This window comes from Geobacillus genomosp. 3 (assembly GCF_000445995.2).
Lineage (GTDB): Bacteria > Bacillota > Bacilli > Bacillales > Anoxybacillaceae > Geobacillus.
The window spans coordinates 1,303,010-1,327,861 of sequence record NC_022080.4; the positions used below are offsets into that span (position 1 = coordinate 1,303,010).

Annotated in this window: 18 protein-coding genes and 4 pseudogenes; 16 read left to right on the forward strand and 6 right to left on the reverse strand. The window is 51.1% G+C overall.

What is annotated here, in order from left to right; all coding sequences use genetic code 11:
• Positions 1-142: 142 nt before the first annotated feature.
• Positions 143-1,426: an IS110 family transposase gene (locus M493_RS06605; RefSeq protein WP_020959522.1), complete on the forward strand. Its 1,284-nt coding sequence runs from the start codon at positions 143-145 to the stop codon at positions 1,424-1,426.
• A gap of 552 nt (positions 1,427-1,978) precedes the next feature.
• On the forward strand, positions 1,979-2,953 hold the full coding sequence (locus tag M493_RS06610) for a ParA family protein (protein ID WP_020959523.1): 975 nt from the start codon (positions 1,979-1,981) through the stop codon (positions 2,951-2,953).
• An 83-nt stretch (positions 2,954-3,036) separates the two neighbouring features.
• Here M493_RS06610 and M493_RS06615 read toward each other — a convergent pair whose 3' ends face one another.
• The 4 genes and pseudogenes from M493_RS06615 to M493_RS06625 form a co-directional block, all read right to left on the reverse strand.
• Complete coding sequence (locus M493_RS06615; protein WP_020959524.1) at positions 3,037-4,146, reverse strand: RNA-guided endonuclease InsQ/TnpB family protein; 1,110 nt, start codon at positions 4,144-4,146, stop codon at positions 3,037-3,039.
• A gap of 12 nt (positions 4,147-4,158) precedes the next feature.
• A pseudogene (tnpA, locus tag M493_RS17565) lies at positions 4,159-4,542 on the reverse strand (IS200/IS605 family transposase).
• Positions 4,519-4,905: pseudogene (tnpA, locus tag M493_RS18840) on the reverse strand (IS200/IS605 family transposase); the annotation flags it as partial. The pseudogenes tnpA (M493_RS17565) and tnpA (M493_RS18840), both read right to left, overlap by 24 nt.
• Before the next feature lie 488 nt (positions 4,906-5,393).
• Entirely contained in the window at positions 5,394-6,677 is a 1,284-nt protein-coding gene (locus M493_RS06625) for an IS110 family transposase (protein ID WP_020959148.1), read from the reverse strand.
• Positions 6,678-6,995: 318 nt separating this feature from the next.
• On the opposite strand from M493_RS06625, the pseudogene M493_RS06630 reads away from it, so the two are divergent.
• The 5 genes and pseudogenes from M493_RS06630 to M493_RS06650 all read left to right on the forward strand — a co-directional run.
• Positions 6,996-7,331, forward strand: a pseudogene (locus M493_RS06630) (YmaF family protein); the annotation flags it as partial.
• 117 nt (positions 7,332-7,448) lie between these two features.
• Positions 7,449-7,931 (forward strand): DUF2935 domain-containing protein, encoded by a 483-nt coding sequence (locus M493_RS06635; RefSeq protein ID WP_020959527.1) that lies wholly within the window; start codon positions 7,449-7,451, stop codon positions 7,929-7,931.
• A gap of 57 nt (positions 7,932-7,988) precedes the next feature.
• Positions 7,989-8,303 (forward strand): YbjQ family protein, encoded by a 315-nt coding sequence (locus tag M493_RS06640; RefSeq protein ID WP_020959528.1) that lies wholly within the window; start codon positions 7,989-7,991, stop codon positions 8,301-8,303.
• A gap of 259 nt (positions 8,304-8,562) precedes the next feature.
• A complete protein-coding gene (locus M493_RS06645) occupies positions 8,563-8,871 on the forward strand; it encodes an ArsR/SmtB family transcription factor (RefSeq protein ID WP_020959529.1) in 309 nt (102 codons plus the stop codon).
• Positions 8,872-8,885: 14 nt separating this feature from the next.
• Positions 8,886-9,812: a cation diffusion facilitator family transporter gene (locus M493_RS06650; protein WP_020959530.1), complete on the forward strand. Its 927-nt coding sequence runs from the start codon at positions 8,886-8,888 to the stop codon at positions 9,810-9,812.
• Positions 9,813-9,839: 27 nt separating this feature from the next.
• Here the strand turns inward: M493_RS06650 and M493_RS06655 are convergent, their stop codons facing one another.
• Positions 9,840-10,736 carry a LysR family transcriptional regulator gene (locus tag M493_RS06655; protein ID WP_020959531.1) on the reverse strand — a complete coding sequence of 299 codons (897 nt, stop codon included), beginning with the start codon at positions 10,734-10,736 and terminating at the stop codon, positions 9,840-9,842.
• Between the two features lie 238 nt (positions 10,737-10,974).
• Here M493_RS06655 and M493_RS06660 point away from each other — a divergent pair, with 238 nt between their 5' ends.
• The 8 genes and pseudogenes from M493_RS06660 to M493_RS06695 all read left to right on the forward strand — a co-directional run bounded on the left by M493_RS06660 (position 10,975) and on the right by M493_RS06695 (position 19,868).
• Positions 10,975-12,798: an assimilatory sulfite reductase (NADPH) flavoprotein subunit gene (locus M493_RS06660; RefSeq protein ID WP_020959532.1), complete on the forward strand. Its 1,824-nt coding sequence runs from the start codon at positions 10,975-10,977 to the stop codon at positions 12,796-12,798.
• A 27-nt stretch (positions 12,799-12,825) separates the two neighbouring features.
• The gene (cysI, locus tag M493_RS06665) at positions 12,826-14,547 is read left to right on the forward strand and encodes an assimilatory sulfite reductase (NADPH) hemoprotein subunit (RefSeq protein WP_020959533.1); all 1,722 of its coding nucleotides are present in this window, start codon (positions 12,826-12,828) and stop codon (positions 14,545-14,547) included.
• A 74-nt stretch (positions 14,548-14,621) separates the two neighbouring features.
• Positions 14,622-15,059: pseudogene (locus M493_RS06670) on the forward strand (aldehyde dehydrogenase family protein); the annotation flags it as partial.
• A gap of 130 nt (positions 15,060-15,189) precedes the next feature.
• On the forward strand, positions 15,190-15,768 hold the full coding sequence (locus M493_RS06675) for a Uma2 family endonuclease (protein WP_020959535.1): 579 nt from the start codon (positions 15,190-15,192) through the stop codon (positions 15,766-15,768).
• 374 nt (positions 15,769-16,142) lie between these two features.
• Complete coding sequence (locus M493_RS06680; RefSeq protein WP_020959536.1) at positions 16,143-17,090, forward strand: ABC transporter permease; 948 nt, start codon at positions 16,143-16,145, stop codon at positions 17,088-17,090.
• Positions 17,083-18,033 (forward strand): iron chelate uptake ABC transporter family permease subunit, encoded by a 951-nt coding sequence (locus M493_RS06685; RefSeq protein ID WP_020959537.1) that lies wholly within the window; start codon positions 17,083-17,085, stop codon positions 18,031-18,033. Before M493_RS06680 ends, M493_RS06685 begins: the two co-directional genes overlap by 8 nt.
• On the forward strand, positions 18,027-18,782 hold the full coding sequence (locus tag M493_RS06690; RefSeq protein WP_020959538.1) for an ABC transporter ATP-binding protein: 756 nt from the start codon (positions 18,027-18,029) through the stop codon (positions 18,780-18,782). The genes M493_RS06685 and M493_RS06690 overlap by 7 nt, the downstream gene beginning before the upstream one ends.
• Positions 18,783-18,896: 114 nt before the next feature.
• Complete coding sequence (locus M493_RS06695) at positions 18,897-19,868, forward strand: siderophore ABC transporter substrate-binding protein (protein WP_020959539.1); 972 nt, start codon at positions 18,897-18,899, stop codon at positions 19,866-19,868.
• A 42-nt stretch (positions 19,869-19,910) separates the two neighbouring features.
• On the opposite strand, the gene M493_RS06700 is transcribed toward M493_RS06695, so the two are convergent.
• Positions 19,911-20,555, reverse strand: coding sequence for a hypothetical protein (locus M493_RS06700; protein WP_020959540.1), 645 nt, complete (start codon positions 20,553-20,555; stop codon positions 19,911-19,913).
• A 147-nt stretch (positions 20,556-20,702) separates the two neighbouring features.
• Between M493_RS06700 and M493_RS06705 the strand changes: the two genes are divergently transcribed.
• A complete protein-coding gene (locus M493_RS06705) occupies positions 20,703-24,470 on the forward strand; it encodes a bifunctional RecB family nuclease/DEAD/DEAH box helicase (protein ID WP_020959541.1) in 3,768 nt (1,255 codons plus the stop codon).
• Positions 24,471-24,852: the final 382 nt, after the last annotated feature.

The following is a 24,852-nucleotide window of genomic DNA, read 5'->3' on the forward strand; positions in this document are numbered from 1 at the left end:
TCCAAACTGTTTGCGTTCATCCTCCATTATGGAAGGAGCATTCCCGTTAGGAGCTTTTCCGGGGACTTGATCAAAAAAAGCCCTCTTGGTATGATGCAGGGGTGCCAAACAATACCTACCATCATGCCAAGGAGGACTTCAGATGAATTGTACACAAAATCAGAAAATCAATCAAGTCACGGAACACACATTGGTCGTGGGCATCGATATCGCGAAACGAACCCACTACGCCTGCTTCGTGGATGACCGGGGGCGCGTGCTTCGCAAGTCGTTCCCGATCTTCCAGTCGAAAGAGGGGTTTCAACAGCTGTATGAAGCGATCCAGGAGGGGAGGAAAGCGTTCGGGAAGGCACAGGTGATCGTCGCCGTGGAGCCGACCGGGCACTACTGGTTGAACCTGGCCTACTTCCTCGAGGAAAACGGGATCCCGCTGGTCATGGTCAACCCGGCGCATGTGTGCCGGTCGAAAGAACTCGATGACAACCTGCCGACGAAACACGACGCCAAAGACGCCCTGGTCATCGCCAGGCTGGCGAAAGACGGGCGATTCCTCGTCCCCCGGCTGCTGCACGAGATCGAAGCGGATTTGCGCGTCGGGAGCACGCTCAAAGAGAAGCTCCGGAAGGAACAGGCGGCGGTGAAAAACGCGATCATCTGTTGGACGGATCGGTATTTTCCAGAGTTTTGGACCGTGTTTCGCGACCTGGGGAAAACAGCGCTGGCGGTGCTGGAGTGGACGCCGCTTCCGGCCGATATGGCGGGTCGGACCGCCGAGGAGCTTCTGGAGGCGTACCGGCAAAGCGAAGGGCTGAAATGCCCGCAGAAAGCGAAAATTCAGGCGTTGATCGACGCCGCGAAGGGCTCGATTGGGGTGACGGAAGGGACGACGATGGCCCGGTTTGAGATCGCCGCGCTCGTCCGCCAATACCGCCAGTTCGAGGCCGAAATCGCAGCGTTGGACGCCGAGTTGAAGGCATTGGTTCAAACAACGATGGAGTATCAATGGCTGAAAACGGTCGACGGGTTGGGAGATGCCACGATCATCGATCTGCTGGCGGAGATCGGCAGTTTTGCCCACTATCGGGACCCGCGTCAATTGGTGAAATTGGCGGGCCTGACGCTCAAGGAGAACTCCTCCGGCCAGCGCAAAGGGCAAAAGCACATCTCGAAGCGGGGACGGAAACGGCTGCGATCGGTGCTGTTTCGGGCGGTGATTCCGCTGATCCGGCACAATGAGGCGTTTCGCGAGCTGCATGAGTACTATACGACCCGGCCCGTCAACCCGCTGACCGGAAAGCAGTCCATCGTCGCGTTATGCCGAAAGCTGTTGAATGTGCTGTTTGCGATTTGCACGAAGAAACAAGCGTTTGACGCGGAGCGAATGAGGCAGGACGTCTTGTCCCATGTTCCACACCGGGCGGCCTAAGGCCTCCCCCCACGAACGGAAGAAGTGTTGGACAACAGGATGACACCGGAGAAGCTGGCGTGATCTCATCCATTCGACCTCGAGTCCCGAAAGGAGCTTGGCCGGCCTCCGCCTGATGACGAGACCGAACGAGGGAATGTTGGCGCAAAGACGCCCGGAGACATGGGAGGGTTCGTCCTCATCAGCGATGCGGAGATCCAAGGGTGCATCGAATACACTTCCTCCCACTTCAGGAAAATGGATCCAGGCGTGGCCACGAAGCGCACCCTAGGTCTGTAAGATATCCACAAAACTGAAAAAGGATGTAAGGGATTTTGTCGAAAAATATTTTTTCGGCACCCCTGAGAGGCCGAAAAGCCTTGATATATCAACATTTCTAGAGGGAGGAAGTATGATGCCTCCACATAGCGAATCAAAAACCCTTTGTTTTCGGCAGCTGCCTCTCGCTATGTTATGTATGAAAACAAGAAAGCCTTTGGCTCAGGCAATTTGTCATAATGGCAAAAAACTCCCAATACATATAAACTGTTCAGGAAAAATGGGGGGATGATGATGACGCGGAAAGCGAAAACAGTGAGTGTCATCAATTGGAAGGGGGGAGTAGGGAAGACGACATTGACCTACCATTTAGCCGTTGGGTTACAGCACTTATCCCGTGATCAACTTGAACCGCTGGCCTACAAAAATATGCCTCCAAAAGTCCTGCTTGTTGACGCTGATGCCCAGTGCAACCTTTGCATTTCCTGCCTAACGGCGGAGCAGTTTGAACATATGATCTATCGGGATAAGGCCGGCACGCTAAAAGACTTAATCAAACACTTTTTAGAGAACGAGCGGCCGCCTGTCGATGTTCACGACTATATTTTGCCCTCTTGTGTACGAAGCGGGAATGATGAAGTATATACAAATATCGATTTGCTTCCTTCACACCCGGACTTAATCTACACCGATATGAACATTGCCGTCTATTCGAGGCCGAACTTTCGAAAGCAGCTTCTCGGCTCTGATCTTTATAAGTTCCAGCTGTTGGACAACATTTTGAACACCGTCAAACACGAGTATGATTTTATTTTCATCGACTGCCCGCCCAATTTAAACTATGTAACGCAAAATGCCCTGTACGCCAGCGACTGCTACTTGATTCCCACCATCCCCGACAAACTCTCTTCGTACGGTATTTTATCCATTATTCACAAGGTGAACGACCTAAATCAAATGTTTCGCTCCGCTGTCAAAGGCTACACTGATACAAAGCTGGTCGGCATTGTCCTAAACCAGATTCGCGAATATGGAAACAAACCGAAAGATACACAAGCATATATTATTAATATCTTAAAAAGCATGTTCCATACAGAGATTTTCGAAAACTATTTAACCTACGGAGACGGGATCCCCAAAGCGTCTGCCTTCGGCTATCCGGTATTCGCCCTGGCGCGTTCGCATCCCAACTCCGAAAAACAAAGCCAATGTGTCAAAAACATCACTTTTGAATTTGTGACATACTCCCACCACCTACGCTTCGCTTAGAGGTGGGGGCTTCTCGGGTAATCCCATCTCATGATGGGAAGTTGACCGAGCGATCCCCGTGTGCCCCACGGTTCGAGGACAAGTTAGACTATCGCTAATCGTTTCATGCCCTCCTGTTTGATATTGATGGCCGCATTGACGTCCCTGTCGCTCTCGAATCCACATTCACAGCGGAATGTACGCTCAGAAAGCGATAGAGACTTCCTCACTTTGCCGCAGCACGAACAAGTTTTCGATGATGGAAACCATTTGTCGATTTTGATCAGCTTCTTCCCCTGTTCGGCCAACTTGTACTGAAGGAAAGAGGTGAACATGCCCCAGCCATTGTCATGAACGCTTTGACCGAAATGGAGGGCTTGGGACATTCCCTTCATGTTGAGGTCTTCGATGACCACGCAATCATAAAGTTTCGCTAATTTGTGCGACTCCTTATGCAGAAAGTCCTTGCGCTGGTTGGCCATTTTCTCATGCAACTTCGCTACTTTCAGACGCTGTTTATGCCAACGATTCGAGCCTTTCTTTTTACGAGACAATTTACGCTGTTCTTTCGCTAATTTTTCCAATGCTTTGCGATAGAATCGAGGATAATTGGCTCTCTTCCCCTCGCTATCGACATACAGCGTACTCATGGAAAAGTCAAGCCCAACAACCGTTTGTACTTCTTTTGGTGCCGGTTGATGTTCGTACTCTGTGAGAATCGAAATATAGTATTTTCCTGTTTTTGTTTTCGTGATCGTACAAGCCTTGATGATATGGTGGGCAGGAATCTCCCGGTGTTGCCTGAGCTTGATCCATTTCAGTTTGGGCAACTTGATATAGCCATCTGAAAGCTTCATGTTGCCATTCACCACATTTGTGGTGTACGACTGTTTCGCCTTGCGGTTTTTGAGCTTTGGAAATCCAGCGCGGCCAGAAAAGAAGTTTTGAAACGCTTTTTGCAAATTCAATTGGGCGTTTGCCAGCGCAAGGCTATCCACTTCTTTTAGCCAAGGAAACTCCTTTTTGTACTTGGCAGGGGTCGGAAATTTTTGCTGTTTCAAGGATTCTTTATCGTCCTTGAACTTTTCAAACAGTTGTATGCGCTCTTCAAGCATTTTGTTATACACGAAACGGACACAACCGAAGGTTTTGGCGAGCAGTTGTTCTTGTTCTTTTGTTGGGTATAGACGGAACTGATAGGCTTTGTTGGCCATATCGACACCACATCACTTCATACCTTGATGTTCTATATAGTTTTTTATTACTTCAATGGGCGCACCACCCGTTGTAAGCAGGCAAAAGCTTCTTGACCAAAAATATTCTTTCCACCGTTTTCTTTTCACTTGCGGAAAATGCTTTTTGATCAGTCGAGAACTTGCACTTTTATAGGCATTGATGAACGTTGATCATTCCCTATTTGGGTGTGCTTTGAACAAAATATGCACATGGTCCATATCGTGATTCCATTCGATCAAGGAAATATTGTAATTTTTACCCAATCTCACAAACATATCTTTTGCATAGTCAGATATGGTATCATCCATCACTTGTCTGCGATATTTTACAACGAGAACAAGATGATCATATTGATGTTCTATATAGTTTTTTATTACTTCAATGGGCGCACCACCCGTTGTAAGCAGGCAAAAGCTTCTTGACCAAAAATATTCTTTCCACCGTTTTCTTTTCACTTGCGGAAAATGCTTTTTGATCAGTCGAGAACTTGCACTTTTATAGGCATTGATGAACGTTGATCATTCCCTATTTGGGTGTGCTTTGAACAAAATATGCACATGGTCCATATCGTGATTCCATTCGATCAAGGAAATATTGTAATTTTTACCCAATCTCACAAACATATCTTTTGCATAGTCAGATATGGTATCATCCATCACTTGTCTGCGATATTTTACAACGAGAACAAGATGATCATACAACAGGAACACTGAATGGTTATTATTGTCTAATTTCATTGATACAACAGCCTTTCATTTTTCTAAAACTGATTATATCATAACCCACAAAAAACATCCATGAGTAAATTTTACTCCCCACCCAGGCATGAAAATCCATCTCTCCCTCTAGAAATGTTGATATATCAAGGCTTTTCGGCCTCTCAGGGGTGCCGAAAAAATATTTTTCGACAAAATCCCTTACATCCTTTTTCAATTTTGTGGATATCTTACAGACCTAGGGTGCGCTTCGTGGCCACGCCTGGATCCATTTTCCTGACGTGGGAGGAAGTGTATTCGATGCACCCTTGGATCTCCGCATCGCTGATGAGGACGAACCCTCCCATGTCTCCGGGCGTCTTTGCGCCAACATTCCCTCGTTCGGTCTCGTCATCAGGCGGAGGCCGGCCAAGCTCCTTTCGGGACTCGAGGTCGAATGGATGAGATCACGCCAGCTTCTCCGGTGTCATCCTGTTGTCCAACACTTCTTCCGTTCGTGGGGGGAGGCCTTAGGCCGCCCGGTGTGGAACATGGGACAAGACGTCCTGCCTCATTCGCTCCGCGTCAAACGCTTGTTTCTTCGTGCAAATCGCAAACAGCACATTCAACAGCTTTCGGCATAACGCGACGATGGACTGCTTTCCGGTCAGCGGGTTGACGGGCCGGGTCGTATAGTACTCATGCAGCTCGCGAAACGCCTCATTGTGCCGGATCAGCGGAATCACCGCCCGAAACAGCACCGATCGCAGCCGTTTCCGTCCCCGCTTCGAGATGTGCTTTTGCCCTTTGCGCTGGCCGGAGGAGTTCTCCTTGAGCGTCAGGCCCGCCAACTTCACCAATTGACGCGGGTCCCGATAGTGGGCAAAACTGCCGATCTCCGCCAGCAGATCGATGATCGTGGCATCTCCCAACCCGTCGACCGTTTTCAGCCATTGATACTCCATCGTTGTTTGAACCAATGCCTTCAACTCGGCGTCCAACGCTGCGATTTCGGCCTCGAACTGGCGGTATTGGCGGACGAGCGCGGCGATCTCAAACCGGGCCATCGTCGTCCCTTCCGTCACCCCAATCGAGCCCTTCGCGGCGTCGATCAACGCCTGAATTTTCGCTTTCTGCGGGCATTTCAGCCCTTCGCTTTGCCGGTACGCCTCCAGAAGCTCCTCGGCGGTCCGACCCGCCATATCGGCCGGAAGCGGCGTCCACTCCAGCACCGCCAGCGCTGTTTTCCCCAGGTCGCGAAACACGGTCCAAAACTCTGGAAAATACCGATCCGTCCAACGGATGATCGCGTTTTTCACCGCCGCCTGTTCCTTCCGGAGCTTCTCTTTGAGCGTGCTCCCGACGCGCAAATCCGCTTCGATCTCGTGCAGCAGCCGGGGGACGAGGAATCGCCCGTCTTTCGCCAGCCTGGCGATGACCAGGGCGTCTTTGGCGTCGTGTTTCGTCGGCAGGTTGTCATCGAGTTCTTTCGACCGGCACACATGCGCCGGGTTGACCATGACCAGCGGGATCCCGTTTTCCTCGAGGAAGTAGGCCAGGTTCAACCAGTAGTGCCCGGTCGGCTCCACAGCGACGATCACCTGTGACTTCCCGAACGCTTTCCTCCCCTCCTGAATCGCTTCATACAGCTGTTGAAACCCCTCTTTCGACTGGAAGATCGGGAACGACTTGCGAAGCACGCGCCCCCGGTCATCCACGAAGCAGGCGTAGTGGGTTCGTTTCGCGATATCGATGCCCACGACCAATGTGTGTTCCGTGACTTGATTGATTTTCTGATTTTGTGTACAATTCATCTGAAGTCCTCCTTGGCATGATGGTAGGTATTGTTTGGCACCCCTGCATCATACCAAGAGGGCTTTTTTTGATCAAGTCCCCGGAAAAGCTCCTAACGGGAATGCTCCTTTCTCATATGAATATGTTACAAAGGGCGGATTCCCGCTGACTTGTATAACGAGAACGATAAGCCTTTCTCTTTCTCTGGTTTCCCTAGCCGAGAAGGCCCGAGGGCAGATGCCTGCGCCTCAAAAACTTTTCTCGTTTGGAGGGGATCCGTTGGGCGGCCTGTTGTTGGGTCGCGGCGTAGCATAACTTTTTTAAGCAGGGGGACTGTGATGAAACGGGTAGGAAAGGACGATTTTGTTTCCGGATTTGTTCCGCACCACAATCATGGCTCAGTCGATTATACGTCCATCGAAGGCGGGCATGTCCATCAATGTTTGGATGTCACGTCGCCGCCGATTGTCACCGAGGATGGGAACCATATTCACTACGTCGAAGGCTATGTATTGTATGAAGATGGCCATACCCATTACTACCGTGCCTATTCGGGGCCGGCCATTCCGGTCGGGAACGGAATGCACGTCCATTATTACGACTTTTATACGTCTGAAGATGCCGGACACCGCCATCGCGTCACAGGAGTGGATCAACCGGCTCCTGGGACGCGGCGAACATTTAGGCGAAGCAGCTGTTGCCGCGGCTGTTTCGCTATTTTTATGGCATTGACTATCCGTTTTGCCCATACATTATGAAAAGAGAAGGAGACAAAACAAGGGGGAGAGAGCGTGCAATTTTACTACGGTCCACATATGCCGCTGCGTATTTTGGATGAAATTGAATTTTGGAAGCATCAAGAAGAGGAGCATACGGTCGTCATTCGCGAGCTTGTGGCCGGATTGGAAGCGCCATATGTGGAAGCGTTGAAAAAGTGGGAAGAGGCGCTTTCGGCCACGCATCAGCAAGCGGTCCGCTACATTGAATCCGTCATTCGCGCGGCCTATTATATTCCTGCTCAACTGCACCAACAAGTGCTGCATTTCGTCTCCTACTGTCTGCAGCAAAGCCTTCAGTTCATTGAATTGTGCCGGCAAGTGAAAACGAACAGTGCGGCGGTAGGGCAAAATCCAACCGCCAAAGTCGTGCTCGATCACATTATTCGTGAGTCGGAATACTTTATCGGCATCGCCCAACTGTTGCTGCAGGGGACCCACACCGCGCCGGCTGCGCCGCGAACCCATTCAGAAGGGGCATCACAAGATGGGCAGTAATCTTGGCGAATGAGGTGCTTTTCCTTATTCAGTACAAGCCGCAAGGAGGCAATGTCTGTGATTGTTACAACGACCAATACGATTGAAGGAAACGAAATTGAGGAGTATCTCGGCATTGTAGCGGGCGAAGTGATTTTAGGCGCCAACGTCATCCGCGATTTTCTTGCCAGCATCACCGATATCATCGGCGGCCGGAGCGGGACGTATGAAAGCAAACTGGCCGAAGGGCGGGAGATGGCGATTAAGGAGATGATCAATAAAGCGAGGAACTTGGGAGCCAATGCGGTTGTTGGCGTGGATCTCGATTTTGAAACATTGCGCGATGGGATGATGATGTGCATTGCGACGGGAACGGCGGTGAAGGTGAAATAGCGGCGGAAACCCCAACGGTGATGGCGTATCAAATGAAATCGCAAGGTTAGGCGGCGGACGATGCTCCCCGCTTTTTTGTTGGCTGAGAAACTGTTTGCGGGGCGAAAATCAGGCAGGCGGGGCTTTTGGCTTTTTGCCGGACAGCCGCCATGTGGGCCTAATCCGGTAAAAACAACTTGACAAGAACGAAGGGATGGGCATATGATGCACATATATGAACATATGCTCATATATTAGCAGATATAAGGTGGGGAATGCCATGAAAATAGAAGATCATCTGTTTTTAGAAGCGGAGACAGTCGATGAAGTGTCGCGTCTATTTAAGGCGCTGGCGGATCCGACCCGGATCAAAATGCTGTATTTGTTATCGCAGGAAGAGTGCCATGTCGGCCATATCGCTGAGATGCTCGGCATGACGCAGTCGGCCGTTTCCCATCAGCTGGCGCTGCTGCGGAATTTGCGGCTCGTCAAATATCGGCGCGAGGGGAAGACGTTGGTGTATTCCTGCGACGATGACCATGTCATTTCGCTATTAAGACAGGCGATTGACCATGCACAACATCAATGAGGGGGAGAAGATAGATGCATCACCATGCACACGGCCATTGCGGCCATCATCATGGTCATCATCATGATGGAAGAGGGGGAAATCAAAAGGGGCTGGCGATCGCCTTTGGCATTACGGTCGGAATTATGGTTCTGGAGTTTATCGGCGGCCTTGTGACGAACAGTCTCGCCCTTCTTTCCGATTCCGGCCATATGCTTAGCGACGCTGCTTCGCTTTTTTTGAGCTTAGTGGCGGCGTGGTTTGCGGCGAGGCCTCCATCGCCGAAGAGAACGTATGGGTTTTATCGCCTGGAAATTTTAGCGGCGCTCCTAAACGGCGTCACATTGGTCGTGATGGCCGGCTGGATTGTCTGGGAGGCGATCGAGCGGTTCTCGCACCCGCCCGCGGTGGCGAGCGGTTCGATGATGTTGATTGCCGCTATCGGGCTGTTGGCCAACGCGGCAAGCGCCTGGATGCTCGTGCGCAAAGGAAATGTGAACGACAACGTCAACGTCCGCAGCGCCTATCTTCATGTGCTCGGCGATGCGCTGGGCTCGGTCGGCGCGATCGCGGCCGGACTTGTGATGTGGCTGTTCGGCTGGTATGCGGCTGACCCGCTCGTTTCCGTATTCGTTGCCGTCTTGATTTTAAAAGGAGCGTTCGCCGTCATTAAGCAGACGGTGCATATTTTGATGGAAGGGACGCCTGCTGCCATTGATCAAACGGAAGTGAAAGCGGCGTTGGCGGCGATTGACGGGGTCATTGATGTCCACGATTTGCACATTTGGACGATTACGTCAGGCTTGGACTCATTAAGCTGCCATCTGCTGATCGAAGACGGCCGCGATGCCCAGGCGATTTTGCAGCGGGCGATTGATGTGGTGGAGACCCATTTTCATATTCGTCATGCGACGATTCAAATTGAGATGCCGCATATTCGCCACACGGAGATGGACGTGTAGCGCGGGGGCTTGACGACGGCCCCCGCGCTATTCATGTGCGCTTGCCCATGTTGTTTGCAATGTTTTTAGGAAAATATGCATATTTTGCTTGTTTTCCATAATCGGAGAATAAATATAGGAAAGCATCCGGTGAAACGGCGGATGTGTTAAGCGAATCGCCGACAGGTGGCCGTGCTCGATGTCACGGGCGACGACGCTGCGCGACAACAACGACAGGGCGTTGCCGTTGATCAACGTTTCTTTAATGCCTTGGTTGCTGCTGATGATCATAAGCGATTTTACCTTCAGCCCGTTCGAGCGGACGAAATGGTTGAAATATTCCCTTGTTCCGGATCCGACTTCGCGTGCCACCCATGCTTTGTTTTGCAGCTCGGCGATGGCCACCTCGTCTTTTTGTGCCAGCTCATGGCGGCTAGAGGCGACGATGACGAGCTCGTCTTGCATAAACGGGTGGACGGACAGCTCTTTTTCGTTCGTTTGTCCTTCGATTAAGCCGATATCGACTTGGTATGATTTGACGAGTTCGACGATTTCTTTCGTATTGCCGATCATGACTTCCAGCTCGAGCTCAGGGTAGCGTTGCTGGAAATCGAGCAAAAACGGCGGCAAAATATACTCCCCGATTGTAAAACTGGCGCCGATTTTCAACTCGCCTTTCACCGAGTGGTGATGCTCCAAAATGTCTTGTTTCGTTTGTTCATAGAGTGCAATCATTTGTTTGGCGCGGTCGTACAACAGCTCGCCCGTCGGTGTCATGCGCAGTCGTTTCGGGGAGCGGATGAACAGTTTCGTCTGAAACTCTTTCTCTAAATTTTTAATGTGCAAGCTGACGCTTGGCTGGGACAAATGGAGAATTTCCGCCGTTTTTGTGAAGTTTTTCACTTCTGCTAACGTAATGAACGTCTTCAACTCGTCGTAATACATTGGCCAACCCCTCGCATGCAATCCGACTGTTTTGTTGCGGATCGTTATTAGTGATATTAATAGTTTTGATAATTTATATTTATTTTACTAATGTTTTGTTTTGCGGTAAAGTGTAAATATGATATGATATTTAAAGTCTACTTGTTTTATAGGAATAATGGAATTTAGGGGCAGGCGCCTGATTGGGCAAGGTGCGGCGCTGTTGTTCCGTTTATTTTAGATCAAGGGGTGGACACCGTTGCAGCTGCAAGTAACCAACAGTCCGTTTAGCCAGGAGCAGATTGAGCTCCTGAACCGTTTGTTGCCGACGTTGACGCCAGCACAAAAGTTTTGGCTGAGCGGGTATTTGGCCGCTGCCGAGTCGGCAGTTGCTGTGCTTGACGTCGAAGCGCCCGCACTGCTTGTCGGGGGCGGGAAGCCGGTCTCAAAAGAAGTGACAGTTCTATACGGCTCACAGACCGGCAATGCGCAAAAGCTGGCGGAAAAAGCCGGTAAAGCGCTGAAAGAGCGCGGTTTCGAGGCAAAAGTGTCGTCAATGCTTGACTTTAAGCCGAATGAATTGAAGAAAGTCGAGACGCTGCTCATCGTCGTGAGCACACACGGAGAAGGCGATCCGCCGGATAATGCCGTGTCGTTTTACGAGTTTCTCCATAGCAAGCGGGCGCCGAAGCTAAATCATTTGCGCTTTTCCGTCTTGGCGCTTGGCGATACGTCATATGAACAATTTTGCCAGACAGGAAAAGATTTTGACAAGCGGCTCGAGGAACTCGGGGGAGAGCGGTTTTATCCGCGCGTCGACTGTGACGTCGACTACGAGGAAGCGGCGGCGAAATGGCTTGACGGCGTGCTTGGCGAGCTGAGCAAAGGAGCCAATGCCGAGGCCGCGCCAGTGTCGTCGGCTGCTGTAGCCGTGCCGAAAGCTGAACCGGCGGTCGTCTATTCGCGGAAAAACCCGTTCCCGGCCGAAGTGCTTGAAAACATCAACTTAAACGGCCGCGGATCGAACAAGGAAACGCGCCATCTCGAATTGTCGCTCGAGGGATCGGGATTGAAATACGAGCCGGGCGACGCGCTTGGCATCTTCCCGAAAAACGATCCGGAGCTTGTCGATCTCATCGTTCAGGAAATGAAATGGAATCCGGAAGAAACGGTGACGATCGACAAAGACGGAGAAGTGCGGTCGCTGCGCGAGGCGCTTACGTCGCACTTTGAAATCACGGTCTTGACGAAAGCGCTGCTGCAAAAGCTTGCGCCGTTATCGAAAAACAGCGAACTTCAAACGCTTGTGGCACCAGGCAATGAGACGAAGCTGAAAGAATACGCCAAAGGCCGCGACTTATTGGATGCGTTCCGCGACTTCGGCCCATGGGACGCGGCGCCGCAACAAGTCATCTCGATTTTGCGCAAAATGCCGCCGCGCCTGTACTCAATCGCAAGCAGTCTGGCAGCTTATCCGGATGAAGTGCATTTGACGATCGGCGCGGTTCGCTATGAATCATACGGGCGCCAGCGTAAAGGGGTGTGCTCGACGTTTTGCGCCGAACGCATTCAAATTGGCGACACACTGCCGGTCTTTATCCAGCCAAACGCCAACTTCAAACTGCCGAAAGACCCAGATACGCCGATCATCATGATCGGGCCGGGCACCGGGGTCGCGCCGTTCCGTGCCTTTATGCAGGAACGCGAAGCGACGGGCGCGAACGGAAAATCGTGGCTCTTCTTTGGCGATCAGCATTTTGTGACCGACTTCCTCTATCAAACGGAATGGCAGGCGTGGCTGAAGAGCGGCGTGTTGACCAGAATGGATGTCGCCTTCTCGCGTGACACGGAAAGAAAAATATACGTCCAACACCGGATGCTCGAGCGAAGCAAAGAGCTGTTTGGCTGGCTTGAGGATGGCGCCGTTGTCTACGTATGTGGCGACAAACAACACATGGCGCGCGACGTCCATCAAACGTTGATCGAGATTATCGAAAAAGAAGGCGGAATGAGCCGCGAACAAGCCGAAGCATACGTCACTGAGATGCAAAAACAAAAACGGTACCAACGCGATGTATATTAAACCTCATGGAAAGGGAGTGGGCCAAACATGGCGAAAGTCATCTTAACCGCGCCGGACGGGCCGCCTAGCGATGTCGAGCGCATTAAACGGGAAAGCCGTTATTTGCGCGGTACGCTCGCGGAAACGATGGAAGATCCAATCAGCGCCGGCATTCCGGGCGATGACAACCGGCTGATGAAGTTCCATGGCAGCTACTTGCAAGACGACCGGGATGTCCGCACCGAGCGGCAAAAACAAAAACTCGAACCCGCATACCAATTTATGGTTCGCGTTCGCACGCCGGGCGGGGTGGCGACGCCTGAGCAATGGCTCGTCATGGACGAGATCGCCCGCAAGTATGCGAACGGCACATTGAAGCTGACGACGCGTCAAGCGTTTCAACTGCATGGCATCTTAAAATGGAACATGAAAAAGACGATGCAAGCCATTAACCATGCGCTCATGACGACGCTTGCGGCGTGCGGCGACGTGAACCGGAATGTCATGTGCAACCCGAATCCGTATCAGTCGGAAGTGCATGCGGAAGTGTACGAATGGGCAAAACTGTTGAGCGATCATTTGTTGCCGCGCACCCGGGCGTACTACGAAATTTGGTTGGATGACGAAAAAGTGGCGGGCACACCGCCGGTTGACGGTGAAGAAGAACCGATTTACGGTCCGACGTATTTGCCGCGGAAGTTTAAAATCGGCATCGCCGTCCCGCCGTCCAACGACGTTGATGTCTTTTCACAAGACATCGGCTTGATTGCCATCGTGGAAGATGGCAGGCTCGCCGGGTTTAACGTCGCCATCGGCGGAGGCATGGGAATGACCCATGGCGATAAAACGACGTATCCGCAGCTCGCCAAAGTGATCGGCTTCTGCCGGCCGGATCAAGTCGTCGAGGTGGCGGAGAAAATCATGACCGTTCAGCGCGACTACGGAAACCGTTCGTCGCGTAAAAACGCCCGCTTCAAATACACAATTGACCGGCTTGGCTTGGAAACAGTGAAAGAAGAGATTGAACGCCGCCTCGGCTGGAAGCTCGGCGAAGCGCGCCCATACCATTTCGAGCATAACGGTGACCGCTACGGATGGGTCGAGGGCGTCAATGGGACGTGGCATTTTACGCTTTATGTGGAAGGCGGCCGCGTCAAAGATTACGATGATTACAAACTGATGACGGGCTTGCGGGAGATCGCCAAAGTTCATACGGGCGATTTCCGGCTGACGCCAAACCAAAACTTAGTGATTGCGAACGTCACGAGCGAGAAAAAGAAAGAAATCGAAGCGTTGATTGCCGAATACGGCCTAACCGACGGCAAACGGTACACTGCCTTGCGCCGCAACGCGCTCGCCTGTGTCGCCTTGCCGACGTGCGGTTTGGCGATGGCGGAAGCGGAACGGTACTTGCCGACATTGCTTGATAAAATCGAGGAAATTGTTGAGGAAAACGGTTTGCGCGACGAGGAAATCACGATCCGCATGACGGGCTGTCCGAACGGCTGCGCCCGCCATGTGCTCGCCGAGATCGCCTTCGTCGGCAAAGCGGTCGGCAAATACAACATGTACCTTGGCGCCGCATTCAATGGCACGCGCCTTGGCAAACTGTACCGCGAAAACATCGGCGAAGATGAAATTTTGCGCGAACTGCGCGTCCTTTTGTCCCGCTATGCCAAAGAGCGTCTTGACGGCGAACACTTCGGCGACTTCGTCATCCGCGCCGGCATCGTCAAAGAAGTGACGGATGGGACGAATTTCCACGATTAAGGCGATGCGGATCTATCCCAACCGGTCTCTCCATGTTGAGGGGAGGCCGGTTTTTGTTGTTATTTTAATAATGTATCCAAAAAGGGATTGAAGAAGGAGCAGCGCTGCTTTACGGCGGCCAGCGTTTGACAGACGGAGAAAGGGCGAAAGGGTTGTATGTGCAGCCGACGATCTTTGAACACGTATCGCCCGACATGACGATCGCCCGCGAAGAAATTTTTGGCCCTGTGCTCGCATTGATCCAAGTCGATACGTTCGAGGAAGCGATCACGCTGGCCAATGACACGCCATTTGGGTTGAGCGCCTCGATTTTCACGCAAAATATCGGAAAGATGCTCGCGTTTATTCAAGACATCGAAGCCGGGCTTGTCCGCATTAATGAAGAAAGCGCAGGGGTTGAACTGCAAGCGCCGTTTGGCGGGATGAAGCAGTCCAGCTCCCACTCGCGGGAACAAGGACGGGCGGCCATCGAATTTTTCACCGCTTTGAAGACTGTATTGGTGAAAGGGTAAGAGACGAACGAAAGCGCTCTGCCGCTTTGGCAGGGCGCTTTTTGGTTTGCAGGGGGCGGCGATTGTCAGTGCGTGAGCGGTTCGCTTACAATAAAAGAAGAATAGGCCTGTGTGCGGGAGGGGAAGGGGAATGAGCCGGCCGAATGAACAACACTGCTATACGTTAAGCGAATTTTTTTCGTTGGCAGGGGACGAGCGGATGGAGCTGTACGAAGGAACGATTGTGTTGATGTCTCCGGCTCCTTATGAACATGAAGGTGTAGTGGCCAATTTGATCGCCGAGTTTCGCATGGCGTTAAAAGGAACTCCTTGTCTTGTGTTCGGCAGCAACCTCCAAGTCGTCTTTTTGTTTGAAGACGAACAAAAAGGAAAGCAAAACGTGACGGTGTTGCCGGATCTATCCGTTATTTGCGACCGAACGAAACTGCGTCAAGGGCGGTGCTACGGCGCTCCCGATCTGGTGGTGGAAGTGTTGTCGCCAAGCACCGCCCGCAATGACCGGCTGCTTAAGCGCCATTATTATGAAAAAGCGGGAGTCCGTGAGTATTGGCTTGTCGATTACCAGCATAAGATGATGGAAAAGTACGGATTGCATCTAAAAGGATTTGATCTTGAGGATGTATATGACATTTCGAATCCATCCGCAGCCTCAACGCTGTTTTCCAAAGTGAAGTTTTTAGTGAACGATGCGTTTTCCTTTTTGTTGTAAATACGACAACGCCACGCAACGCCGCGTGGCCTTTTTAACCTTCTATTTCTAAACATAGATGTACCGAACGGAGGAGAGGATCGGTTGTGGCTCATTGGAAATAAGGGGAAACAGATGAAAAAATGCGAAAATCAGTTGACAATGATAATTCTTATCAATTAAAATATGTTTGTGAAAATGATAATCTTTCTCTTTTTGAAGATAGATGAATTAAACTGAAACATTCAATGGGTTTGTCGTATCATGTTAGAAATTAGTTTTTATGAAAGAAGAATCAATACTAATAAATGGTGTATAGCCAAAACTAGTTCTTTCGCTTCAACATGTGATGTTTTTGGAGCGTTGTACAGAATGAAATGACAGGATGAGAGACGATGAAAAAATGGATCTTGTTGCTTGTCGTATTGTCGCTGGCATCGTTGTTTGTCGGCGTGCATCATTTATCGCCGCTGGCGTTGCTTGAAGGCGACAACGAGGCATGGGAAATTTTTTGGATCAGCCGTTTGCCCCGGCTTGTGAGCATTCTCATCGCGGGATCAAGCGTCAGCATCTGCGGCTTGATTATGCAACAACTAAGTCAAAACAAATTTGTGTCGCCGACAACCGCGGGAACGATGGATTGGGCGCGGCTTGGCCTGTTAGTGGCGATGATTGTATTCGCTTCTGCCGGCCCGCTTGTGAAGGCAGCGTTGGCTGTTGTTTTTGCGTTCATCGGCACGTTGCTGTTTATGACTATTTTGGATCGTGTGAAGTATAAAGATTCCGTGTTTATCCCGTTGATCGGGCTGATGGTTGGCAACATTATCGGCTCGGTGACCACGTTTTTGGCGTACAAATATGATTTGATTCAATCCGTGTCCGCGTGGCTGCATGGCGATTTTTCCGTTATGATGCAAGGACGTTATGAAATGTTGTATGTGAGCGTCCCGCTCATGGCGCTCGCGTATTTGTACGCCAACCGATTCACGATCGCTGGCATGGGAGAGGAGATGGCGACAAACCTAGGGCTTCGCTATCGTTCTATCGTGTATATCGGGCTTCTCATTGTCGCGGTCGTTTCAGCGGTGGAAGTGTTAACCGTTGGAACGTTGCCGTTTTTAGGGCTGATCGTTCCGAATATTGTCACGATTTATTACGGAGATCATTTGCGCAAAGTATTGCCATTGACGGCCGTGTTTGGCGCATTGTTTGTCTTGCTTTGCGACGTGTTCGGCCGTGTGGTCATTTATCCGTATGAAATTCCTATCGGTTTGACGGTTGGGGTGATCGGAAGCGGTGTTTTTCTATATTTGCTTGTAAGGAGAACGAAGCAGTATGTCTAAGCAGATGAAATTGACGATGCTTATCGTGTTGGCTCTCGTGTTGATCGCGCTGTTTATGTTCACCCAATTGCGGGGAGACCCCGCGTATGTGTTGCGTTCACGGGGGGAGAAAGTGATTGCGATGGTGCTTGTCGGCTGGGCAGGAGCGATGTCGACCGTCATCTTTCAGACGATGACGAACAATCGTATTTTAACGCCGAGCATCATCGGGTTTGATTCGGTATATATGCTGATTCAAACGGCGGTCGTATTTTTATTCGGATCAATGACGTTGATTATGATGAATGATACTATGCACTTTCTCCTTTCCGCCGGCAGCATGATCGGATTTTCTCTTCTGCTTTATTCGTTTTTATTTCGCCGAGAAGGGCAAAACTTATATTTTATCTTGCTTGTTGGGATGATTTTAGGTGCATTTTTCCAGAGTTTGACATCATTCATGCAATATTTGATTGATCCGAATGAGTTTTCCATCATTCAAGACCGGATGTTTGCGAGCGTCAACAATATGAAGACAGAGCTCCTTTGGCCGACAGGAGCGGTCATTGTGGCAGCGACATGGTACATATACAGCCATCTCCATGAACTTGATGTGTTGTCCCTTGGCAAAGACCATGCGATTAACTTAGGCATCCATTATGAGAAAGTGGTAAGACGGTTGCTTATGGTGGTGGCGGTATTGGTTGCGGTATCCACGGCGCTAGTGGGACCGATCATGTTTTTTGGTTTGATCGTCGCCAATGTGGCGTATACCTTTTTTCAAACGTATGAGCACCGATATTTGCTTACAGGTGCGGCGTTGTTTGGTGTTGTTGCGTTGGTTGGTGGCCAGTGGATGGTGGAACGGGTATTCACCTTTTCGACGACCTTGTCTGTCATCGTCAACATGATCGGAGGCATGTACTTTCTATACCTTTTATTAAAGGAGCGAAAAGCATGGTAGAGGTAAAACAGCTGTCAAAACGATATGGGGGAAAAACGGTAGTGGATCAAGTGTCGCTTTCCATTCCTCCGCGCAAACTGACGTCGCTCATCGGTCCGAACGGGGCGGGAAAAAGTACATTGCTTTCCATGATGAGCCGCCTGATTCCGAAAGACAGCGGGGAAGTGCGAATTGAAGGAAAGGAAATCAGTCAATATCGGACAGAAGAGCTGGCGAAAAAGATTTCTATTTTAAAACAGACGAATCATATCTCGGCGCGTTTAACGGTAAAAGAGTTGGTGTCGTTTGGCCGTTTTCCTTATTCGCGCGGTCGTTTGACGCGCCAAGACAAGGACTATGTGCGCGAGGCCATCCGTTATATGGAACTTGATGATTTGCAGGATCGTTATATTGACGAGTTAAGCGGCGGACAGCGGCAGCGAGCGTATATTGCCATGGTGCTCGCTCAAGACACAGATTACATTTTTTTAGATGAGCCGTTGAACAATTTAGACATGAAGCATTCTGTACAGATGATGAAAGTGTTGAGAAATCTCGTTGATCAGCTTGGAAAAACGGTCGTCACCGTCATGCATGACATTAATTTTGCCTCTTGCTATTCCGATTACATCGTGGCTTTAAAAAATGGGCGAGTCATGTGTGAGGGGACGGTGTCAGATATTATGAACCGGCAAGTATTGCGCGGGGTGTACGATCTTGACGTGCGCATTCAAACGGTGGAAAACAAGCGAATTTGCGTCTATTTTTAATCCGTTTGGTTGACCCTGCTTTGATGCTGCCGCGACAAAGTTGGGCGCCCATTGTCCGGCGGTGGGAAAAGCGGTCGACATAGAGCAATAAAATAAAAAAGGGGGATATATATCGTGGTAGCGAAACGTTGGTTGTCCATCGCAGCGACGTTGCTTCTTCTCATCTTAGCTGCTTGCGGCAACAGCAGCAATGCAAGCAAAGAAAGTGAAGGCAATCGCTCGACAGGGAATACGGAGAAAACGGCGAGTGCTGAAGAAATTACCGTGACGCATGAGCTAGGTGAGACAAAAGTTAAGAAGAATCCGGAAAAAGTCGTTGTCTTTGATTTTGGCGTTCTTGATACACTCGATCGCCTTGGGGTGGACGTCACAGCATTGCCGCAAACGAACATCCCGAAGTACTTAGAAAAATACAAAGGCAGCGAATATGAAAACGTTGGTAGCTTGAAAGAACCAGATTTTGAGAAATTAAGTGAGATTAAACCGGATGTCATTTTTATCTCCGGCCGCCAAGCAGATTTGTATGAGAAGTTTACGGAAATCGCTCCGACGGTGTACATGGCCATTGACGCGAAAAATTACATTCAGTCGTTTGAAAACAATATGAAACTATTAGGCACGATCTTTGGCAAAGAGAAAGAAGTGGAAAAAGAACTGGCGAAAATTCGTGAGCAAATCGAAGCGGTGAAAGCAAAAGCCGGTGATCAGAAAGGATTGATCATCTTGACGACCGGCGGCAAAATTAGCGCATATGGCACAGGATCGCGTTTTGGATTTATCCATGATGTGCTTGGCGTGCAGCCGGCTGATCCGGATTTGAAAGTCACGACGCCGCACGGGCAAAGCGTATCGTTTGAATATATTGCCGAGAAAAACCCGGACTACCTATTTGTCATCGACCGCGACGCCGTTGTCGAAGGAAAACCAACGGCGAAACAAACGATTGAAAATGCGCTCGTGAAAAAGACCAAGGCGTATCAAAACGGACACATTGTATACTTGGATCCAAACTACTGGTACCTCTCGGGCGGCGGATTGACGTCCGTATCGGAAATGATCAAACAAATTGAAGAAGGGCTGAAGTAAGGAATAGGCGGGCTTAAGCGGCCCGCCTGCTTCATTGTCTGTTCACAAAATAACATTCTTGATTTTGTAGATTTCCCGTTCATGTTCGATGACTTTGTTCGAGAGGAAGGTGATGTCAAGTTTCATGTTGTTCAGCTGTTCGGTGAATGATTGGGCATGGGAATCGACTTTTTTCTCTAAGGCGTCGAGTCGTTGGTGGATGGAAGAGACTTCGCCGTGAAGTTTGTGCACGTCCATCGCGAGGGCTTCCAGTGCGGCGTCGGTTTCATCCTGGCGGTGAAGAAGAGCAGACATTAGGTCATACAGTTCTTTTTGGCCGGCTTTGATATGGGCTTGTTCTTCTTCTAACCGCTTTTGGCCTTGAAGGAGAGCTTGCTGGATCCGCCGAAATTCTTCTTGCTCTTTTCGCATTTCTTGTTGTTCTTTTCGGATTTCCTGCTGTTCTTTCCGTATTGCTTGTTGTTCTTTTCGGATCTCCTGCTGCTCCTTGCGCATTTCTTGTTGTTCTTTTCGAATCTCCTGTTGCTCTTTGCGCATTTCTTGCTGTTCTTTTCGGATCTCTTGTTGCTCTTTCCGAATCTCTTGTTGTTCCGCTTCCAAGCGCTTGTGGCTGTCGACGAGGAGACGCAGCGTGTCTTCGATATGGCCGAGGCGGTCAAACAGTTGTAAGAGGATCTCTTCGCTCATTTTGGCACCTCTTTTATCCTCATTTCTTTCATTATAGCACGTATGTTCTTGTCGAACAAGCAGGAATGGTGTATATAGGAAGGCGGTCAAACATATGATACAATGAATAGATCAAGCGGCCCAAATCTCAAAGAAAGGAATCGGGATATGCTGTACGTTTCTCCTGCCAAAATCGCAAGCTATTTTTATCATGAATGCGAGCGAAATTTTTACTTTCAGTCGTTGGCGAAAGAGCGGCGCGGCGAGCTCGATGTGCCCAAGGAGCTGTTTGAGCGGCCCGCGGTTCATGAGGGTGTGCTGCGCCGAGGGGTTGAGTGGGAAGAGGAAGTGATTACGACCTATTTGGCCGGCCAGGTGAAGATGGGGAAGCGAGAGCCTGGCACGCCGATTTCCCACTGCTATTTGGATGGAGAGGAGACGATCCGCGAGCTGAAGCAGCCGAGCAAGCGCTATTTATACCAGCCGACATTGATCGCGCCGCCGCGCTTTTACGAACGGTACGGGTTGGATCTGAAAGTGATCCGATTTGCGGCGTGCCGTCCGGATTTGATTGAGTGCATTCCGGGGCAAAACGGCTTTGTGTTCCGCATCATCGACATCAAATCATCAGATGTGTTAAAGATTTCCCACCGCGTGCAAACGGCGCTGTACGCGTTGATGTTGTCCTCGGTGTTAGAGGAGCACGGTGTTAAGGGCAGCGTCGATTTGCGCGAAGCCGGGATATGGACGTACAAAACCGAGCAGCCGCAGCTGACAGATATCGGACAGCTGCTTCCGTTTCTTGAGCAGTTTTTGGCTGGCGAATTGACGGCGCTGGCTGGGAAGCAACTTGATGAGCTGTTTTGGCATTTGGATTATCGCTGTGAATGGTGCCCGTTCTATGATTACTGTTTCGACAAAGCGCGGAAACAGTCGCATATTTCCCTCGTTCCGTACTTATCGAGCCATGCGTCCCGCTTTATCCGCGAGCGGCAGCTTCCGGAGACGATCGGAGAGTTTCGCCAACTTCTTGAGCGTCAAGAAACGAGACACGTCCTAAAACAAAACGCTGGATTGGCGCGTCAACTTGGGCGGCTTGAAGCGCAGCTTGAGGCGATTGCGGAGGAAAAGGTCGTTCCGTATGACCAGGCGGTGACGCATATGCCGATATGGGAAGACATCCGTCTGATTCTCACCGCGCAACGCGATCCGTTGACGGGGAAGATTGCGGCGGCATCGTTGTACCGTGTTGGTGGAACAGATGTGTTTGGAACGGGATCAGAAATGCATCATGTTATTGCTGGTTCTCTGGAAGAATGCGACGCGGTTGGCCGAACGTTTGCCGATGCGCTGGACCGCCTGCTTCAGACGGTGCACGATTACAACCGGGATCGAGAGTGGCGGTCGCAAAAATCGGTGCAGGCGTATGTCACCGACAACTATGAATGGGACAATGTGCAGCAGCTGCTTCAAGCGCTTTTGTTCGATCCAGACTATAACGAAAAAGCTGTTCGGCTGCTGTCGTATTTTCATAGCAGCTCACTAGCAAGTGCCAACGATCATCCAGATGAAATCGTTCCGCTTCCTGTCGTTGTGCTGACAACGGCTGTGAGTCAGCTGTTCGCCTTGCCGACGCATGTTGCGTACCGTCTTGAAGACTTGTCGCGGTATATTGCGGCCTACCATGATTCGCCGTTTCTGTACTCGGCGAGCGAGCGCTTTTCGTTCCGCTTGACAAACGCCATGAAACTGGATGTGCTGCATGATGCCTGGCAAACAGGGGACACGGAAACACGGCAAGCGGTCGAGAAGGAGCTGAGCCGCCGCCTTTGGGCCGCTCACAGCATCATTCAAGGAATCCGTGCGTGGGCCGAGAGCGTCGATCCTTCGCCACTTATGGTCTGGCCGGAAAAATTTGCGTTTCCTCATTCGGCTGATTACCGCGATCCGCTTGTTTCCAAGCTGGCGTTTATGGCGCGTTACGAGGCGCTATTAAACTACTTGGACATCCGGGAACGCCGTTCGCTTCCGCTTCCGGAGCGCCTTGAGAACGGGGTGACGCTTCATATAACATACATTGGCGCCGGGCGGTTCCGGCTGAACAACCGGCAGGCGCTTGAAGCGGTCGACCAAAAGGCGAGCTGGCTGCTCACCGAGTGCAATGAGGAAGGGGAAAAGGCGCAGCAGACGTTTTCTGATATTAAATATGCAAGTGACTGGTCAGCGCCTAGAGGGGCCAACTTGTACTTTGTCCGCATCCGCGCCATCGAAGATGACGGCAAGACGGCCGAACTCGAGCTTGAGTTGCCCAAATGGCTCGACCGGTTCCCGCTTGTGGAAGGAGAGGAGTATTGGCTGTCGCTTCGGCATGCGGATTTTACCACCCCGCGCGTCTTGCAGGCGTTGCAACAGTTGGATAAGGACAATCATCGCATCTTGGACTTGATTCGCGATCCGATTCGCTATCGGAAAACGTTTCGTCCCAACTGGGATGCAGAGGAAGTCAAGGCGCTTCTCCGCCGAAGCGGGTTGACAAAAAGCCAGCGTCAGGCGTTTCTCCACTTTCTCCGCCATACGTTGACGCTCGTCTGGGGGCCGCCTGGCACCGGGAAAACGCATTTTATTGCCGTTGCTCTTCGGTTGCTGATGGAAATGTATGAAAAACGGGGGCGAAGGCTTGCCATTCTTGTTTCGGGTTTCACCCATGCGGCGATCGAAAACGTTCTGCGCAAAATTCAGGAGCTTGCGCCGCGGCGCAGCGTCCATATCGCGAAACTTGGTGAGATTCAGACGGAAAACGCCAAAGGAATCGCCGAGGTGGCGGACCGTGACCTTCCCCGATGGCTGGGCAACGGCGGGCATCGGGTGCTTGGCGCCACGCTGTACGGCATTCAAAGGGCGTATGAAAAAGACTGTCTAGAAGAGTTTGACGTCGTCATTCTGGATGAGGCGTCGCAAATCCGCGTGGCCGATTCACTGTTGGCGCAGCGCCATGTCAAAAAAGCAGGCAGGCTGCTTATCGTCGGCGACCATTTCCAGCTGCCGCCAATCATTCAAGGGGCGTATGCGGCCGCGGAAGGGGAGCCGCACCTGTTCGACTCGATTTTCCGCCTGCTGTTTGACGCGGATGTGGAGAAGCGGTATACCCGCCAACTGACGGACAATTTCCGCATGAACGAGGCGCTTTGCCGCTATCCGGCCGAGCGGATTTACAGCTCCCAGTATACCGCGTTCACCCGCCAGATTGCCGAACAAACGTTGACGCTCGCCCCTGCGCCCCGGGCCGATGGGTGGATCGAAGCGGCGATCGACCCTGACTATCCGCTTGTCGTCTGCACGTATGACGGTGTATACGGTGCCCAAGAAAACGAGGCGGAGGCGCGCTGGGTGGCGGGCATCGCGAAGGTGTTGCGGGAACGGCTTCTCGACAGCGAGGGGAAACGGTACGATGACTCATCAGAAGGCGACCAAGCGTTTTGGCGCCGCGGGCTGTTTATCATCTCGCCGCATCGGGCGCAGATCCGCGCCATCCGCCGTGCCCTTGAACACCAACGATTGCGCCCACCGTTTTTCGTCGATACGGTTGATAAAATGCAAGGGCAAGAAGCGGATGCGGCGATCATCAGCTACGGCGTCGCCGATCCGGAACTGGCTGTGATGGAAGGGGAGTTCATCTACAGTTTGAACCGCCTCAACGTTTCGCTCACACGGGCGCGGAAAAAGGCGATTCTCTTCCTCTCGCGCCAACTCATGTCGCCGCCGCTTCAGGTGATCGGCAACGAGGAATACCGTGAAGGGGTGAATTTTATGCTCGGGCTCGAGCACTACGCTTCACGGCACGGGGAAACGCAAACGTTTACGGTCGACGGTGTCGCGCTGCGAATGTACCGAGTCGGCGGCCATGTGTTCGATCACGCGGCTTCCCGCGATCGTTAAGATAGAAAAGTGAATAGCGGCAATGCTACTGGCTGCTTGATCCGCCATGCCGCCTTCTCTCGCTCATTGGCTCGCCTTGTGTTCCGTGCTGCGCGCAACCGTGCACGGTCCGAAAACAGTCAAAAAACGGGGGAGGTGTGCATGGCGGTTTCTTTTGGACGACCAAATCATCTATATAATTGTTATTTTGTTACATATTGCCGATAGGTCTTAACGCCTGTAAAATGATTTTTGTAAGAAACGAAGAAAGCAGCGATTCTTGCCATTCGTGTGAAGCACTAGATGGACGGCGGAAATGGAAGGACAAATTGGAATACCTTTGTTTGGCAACGGGTGACTGCTTGCATAACAGAAAGTGAAGGTGAGTGACATTGTACACAGT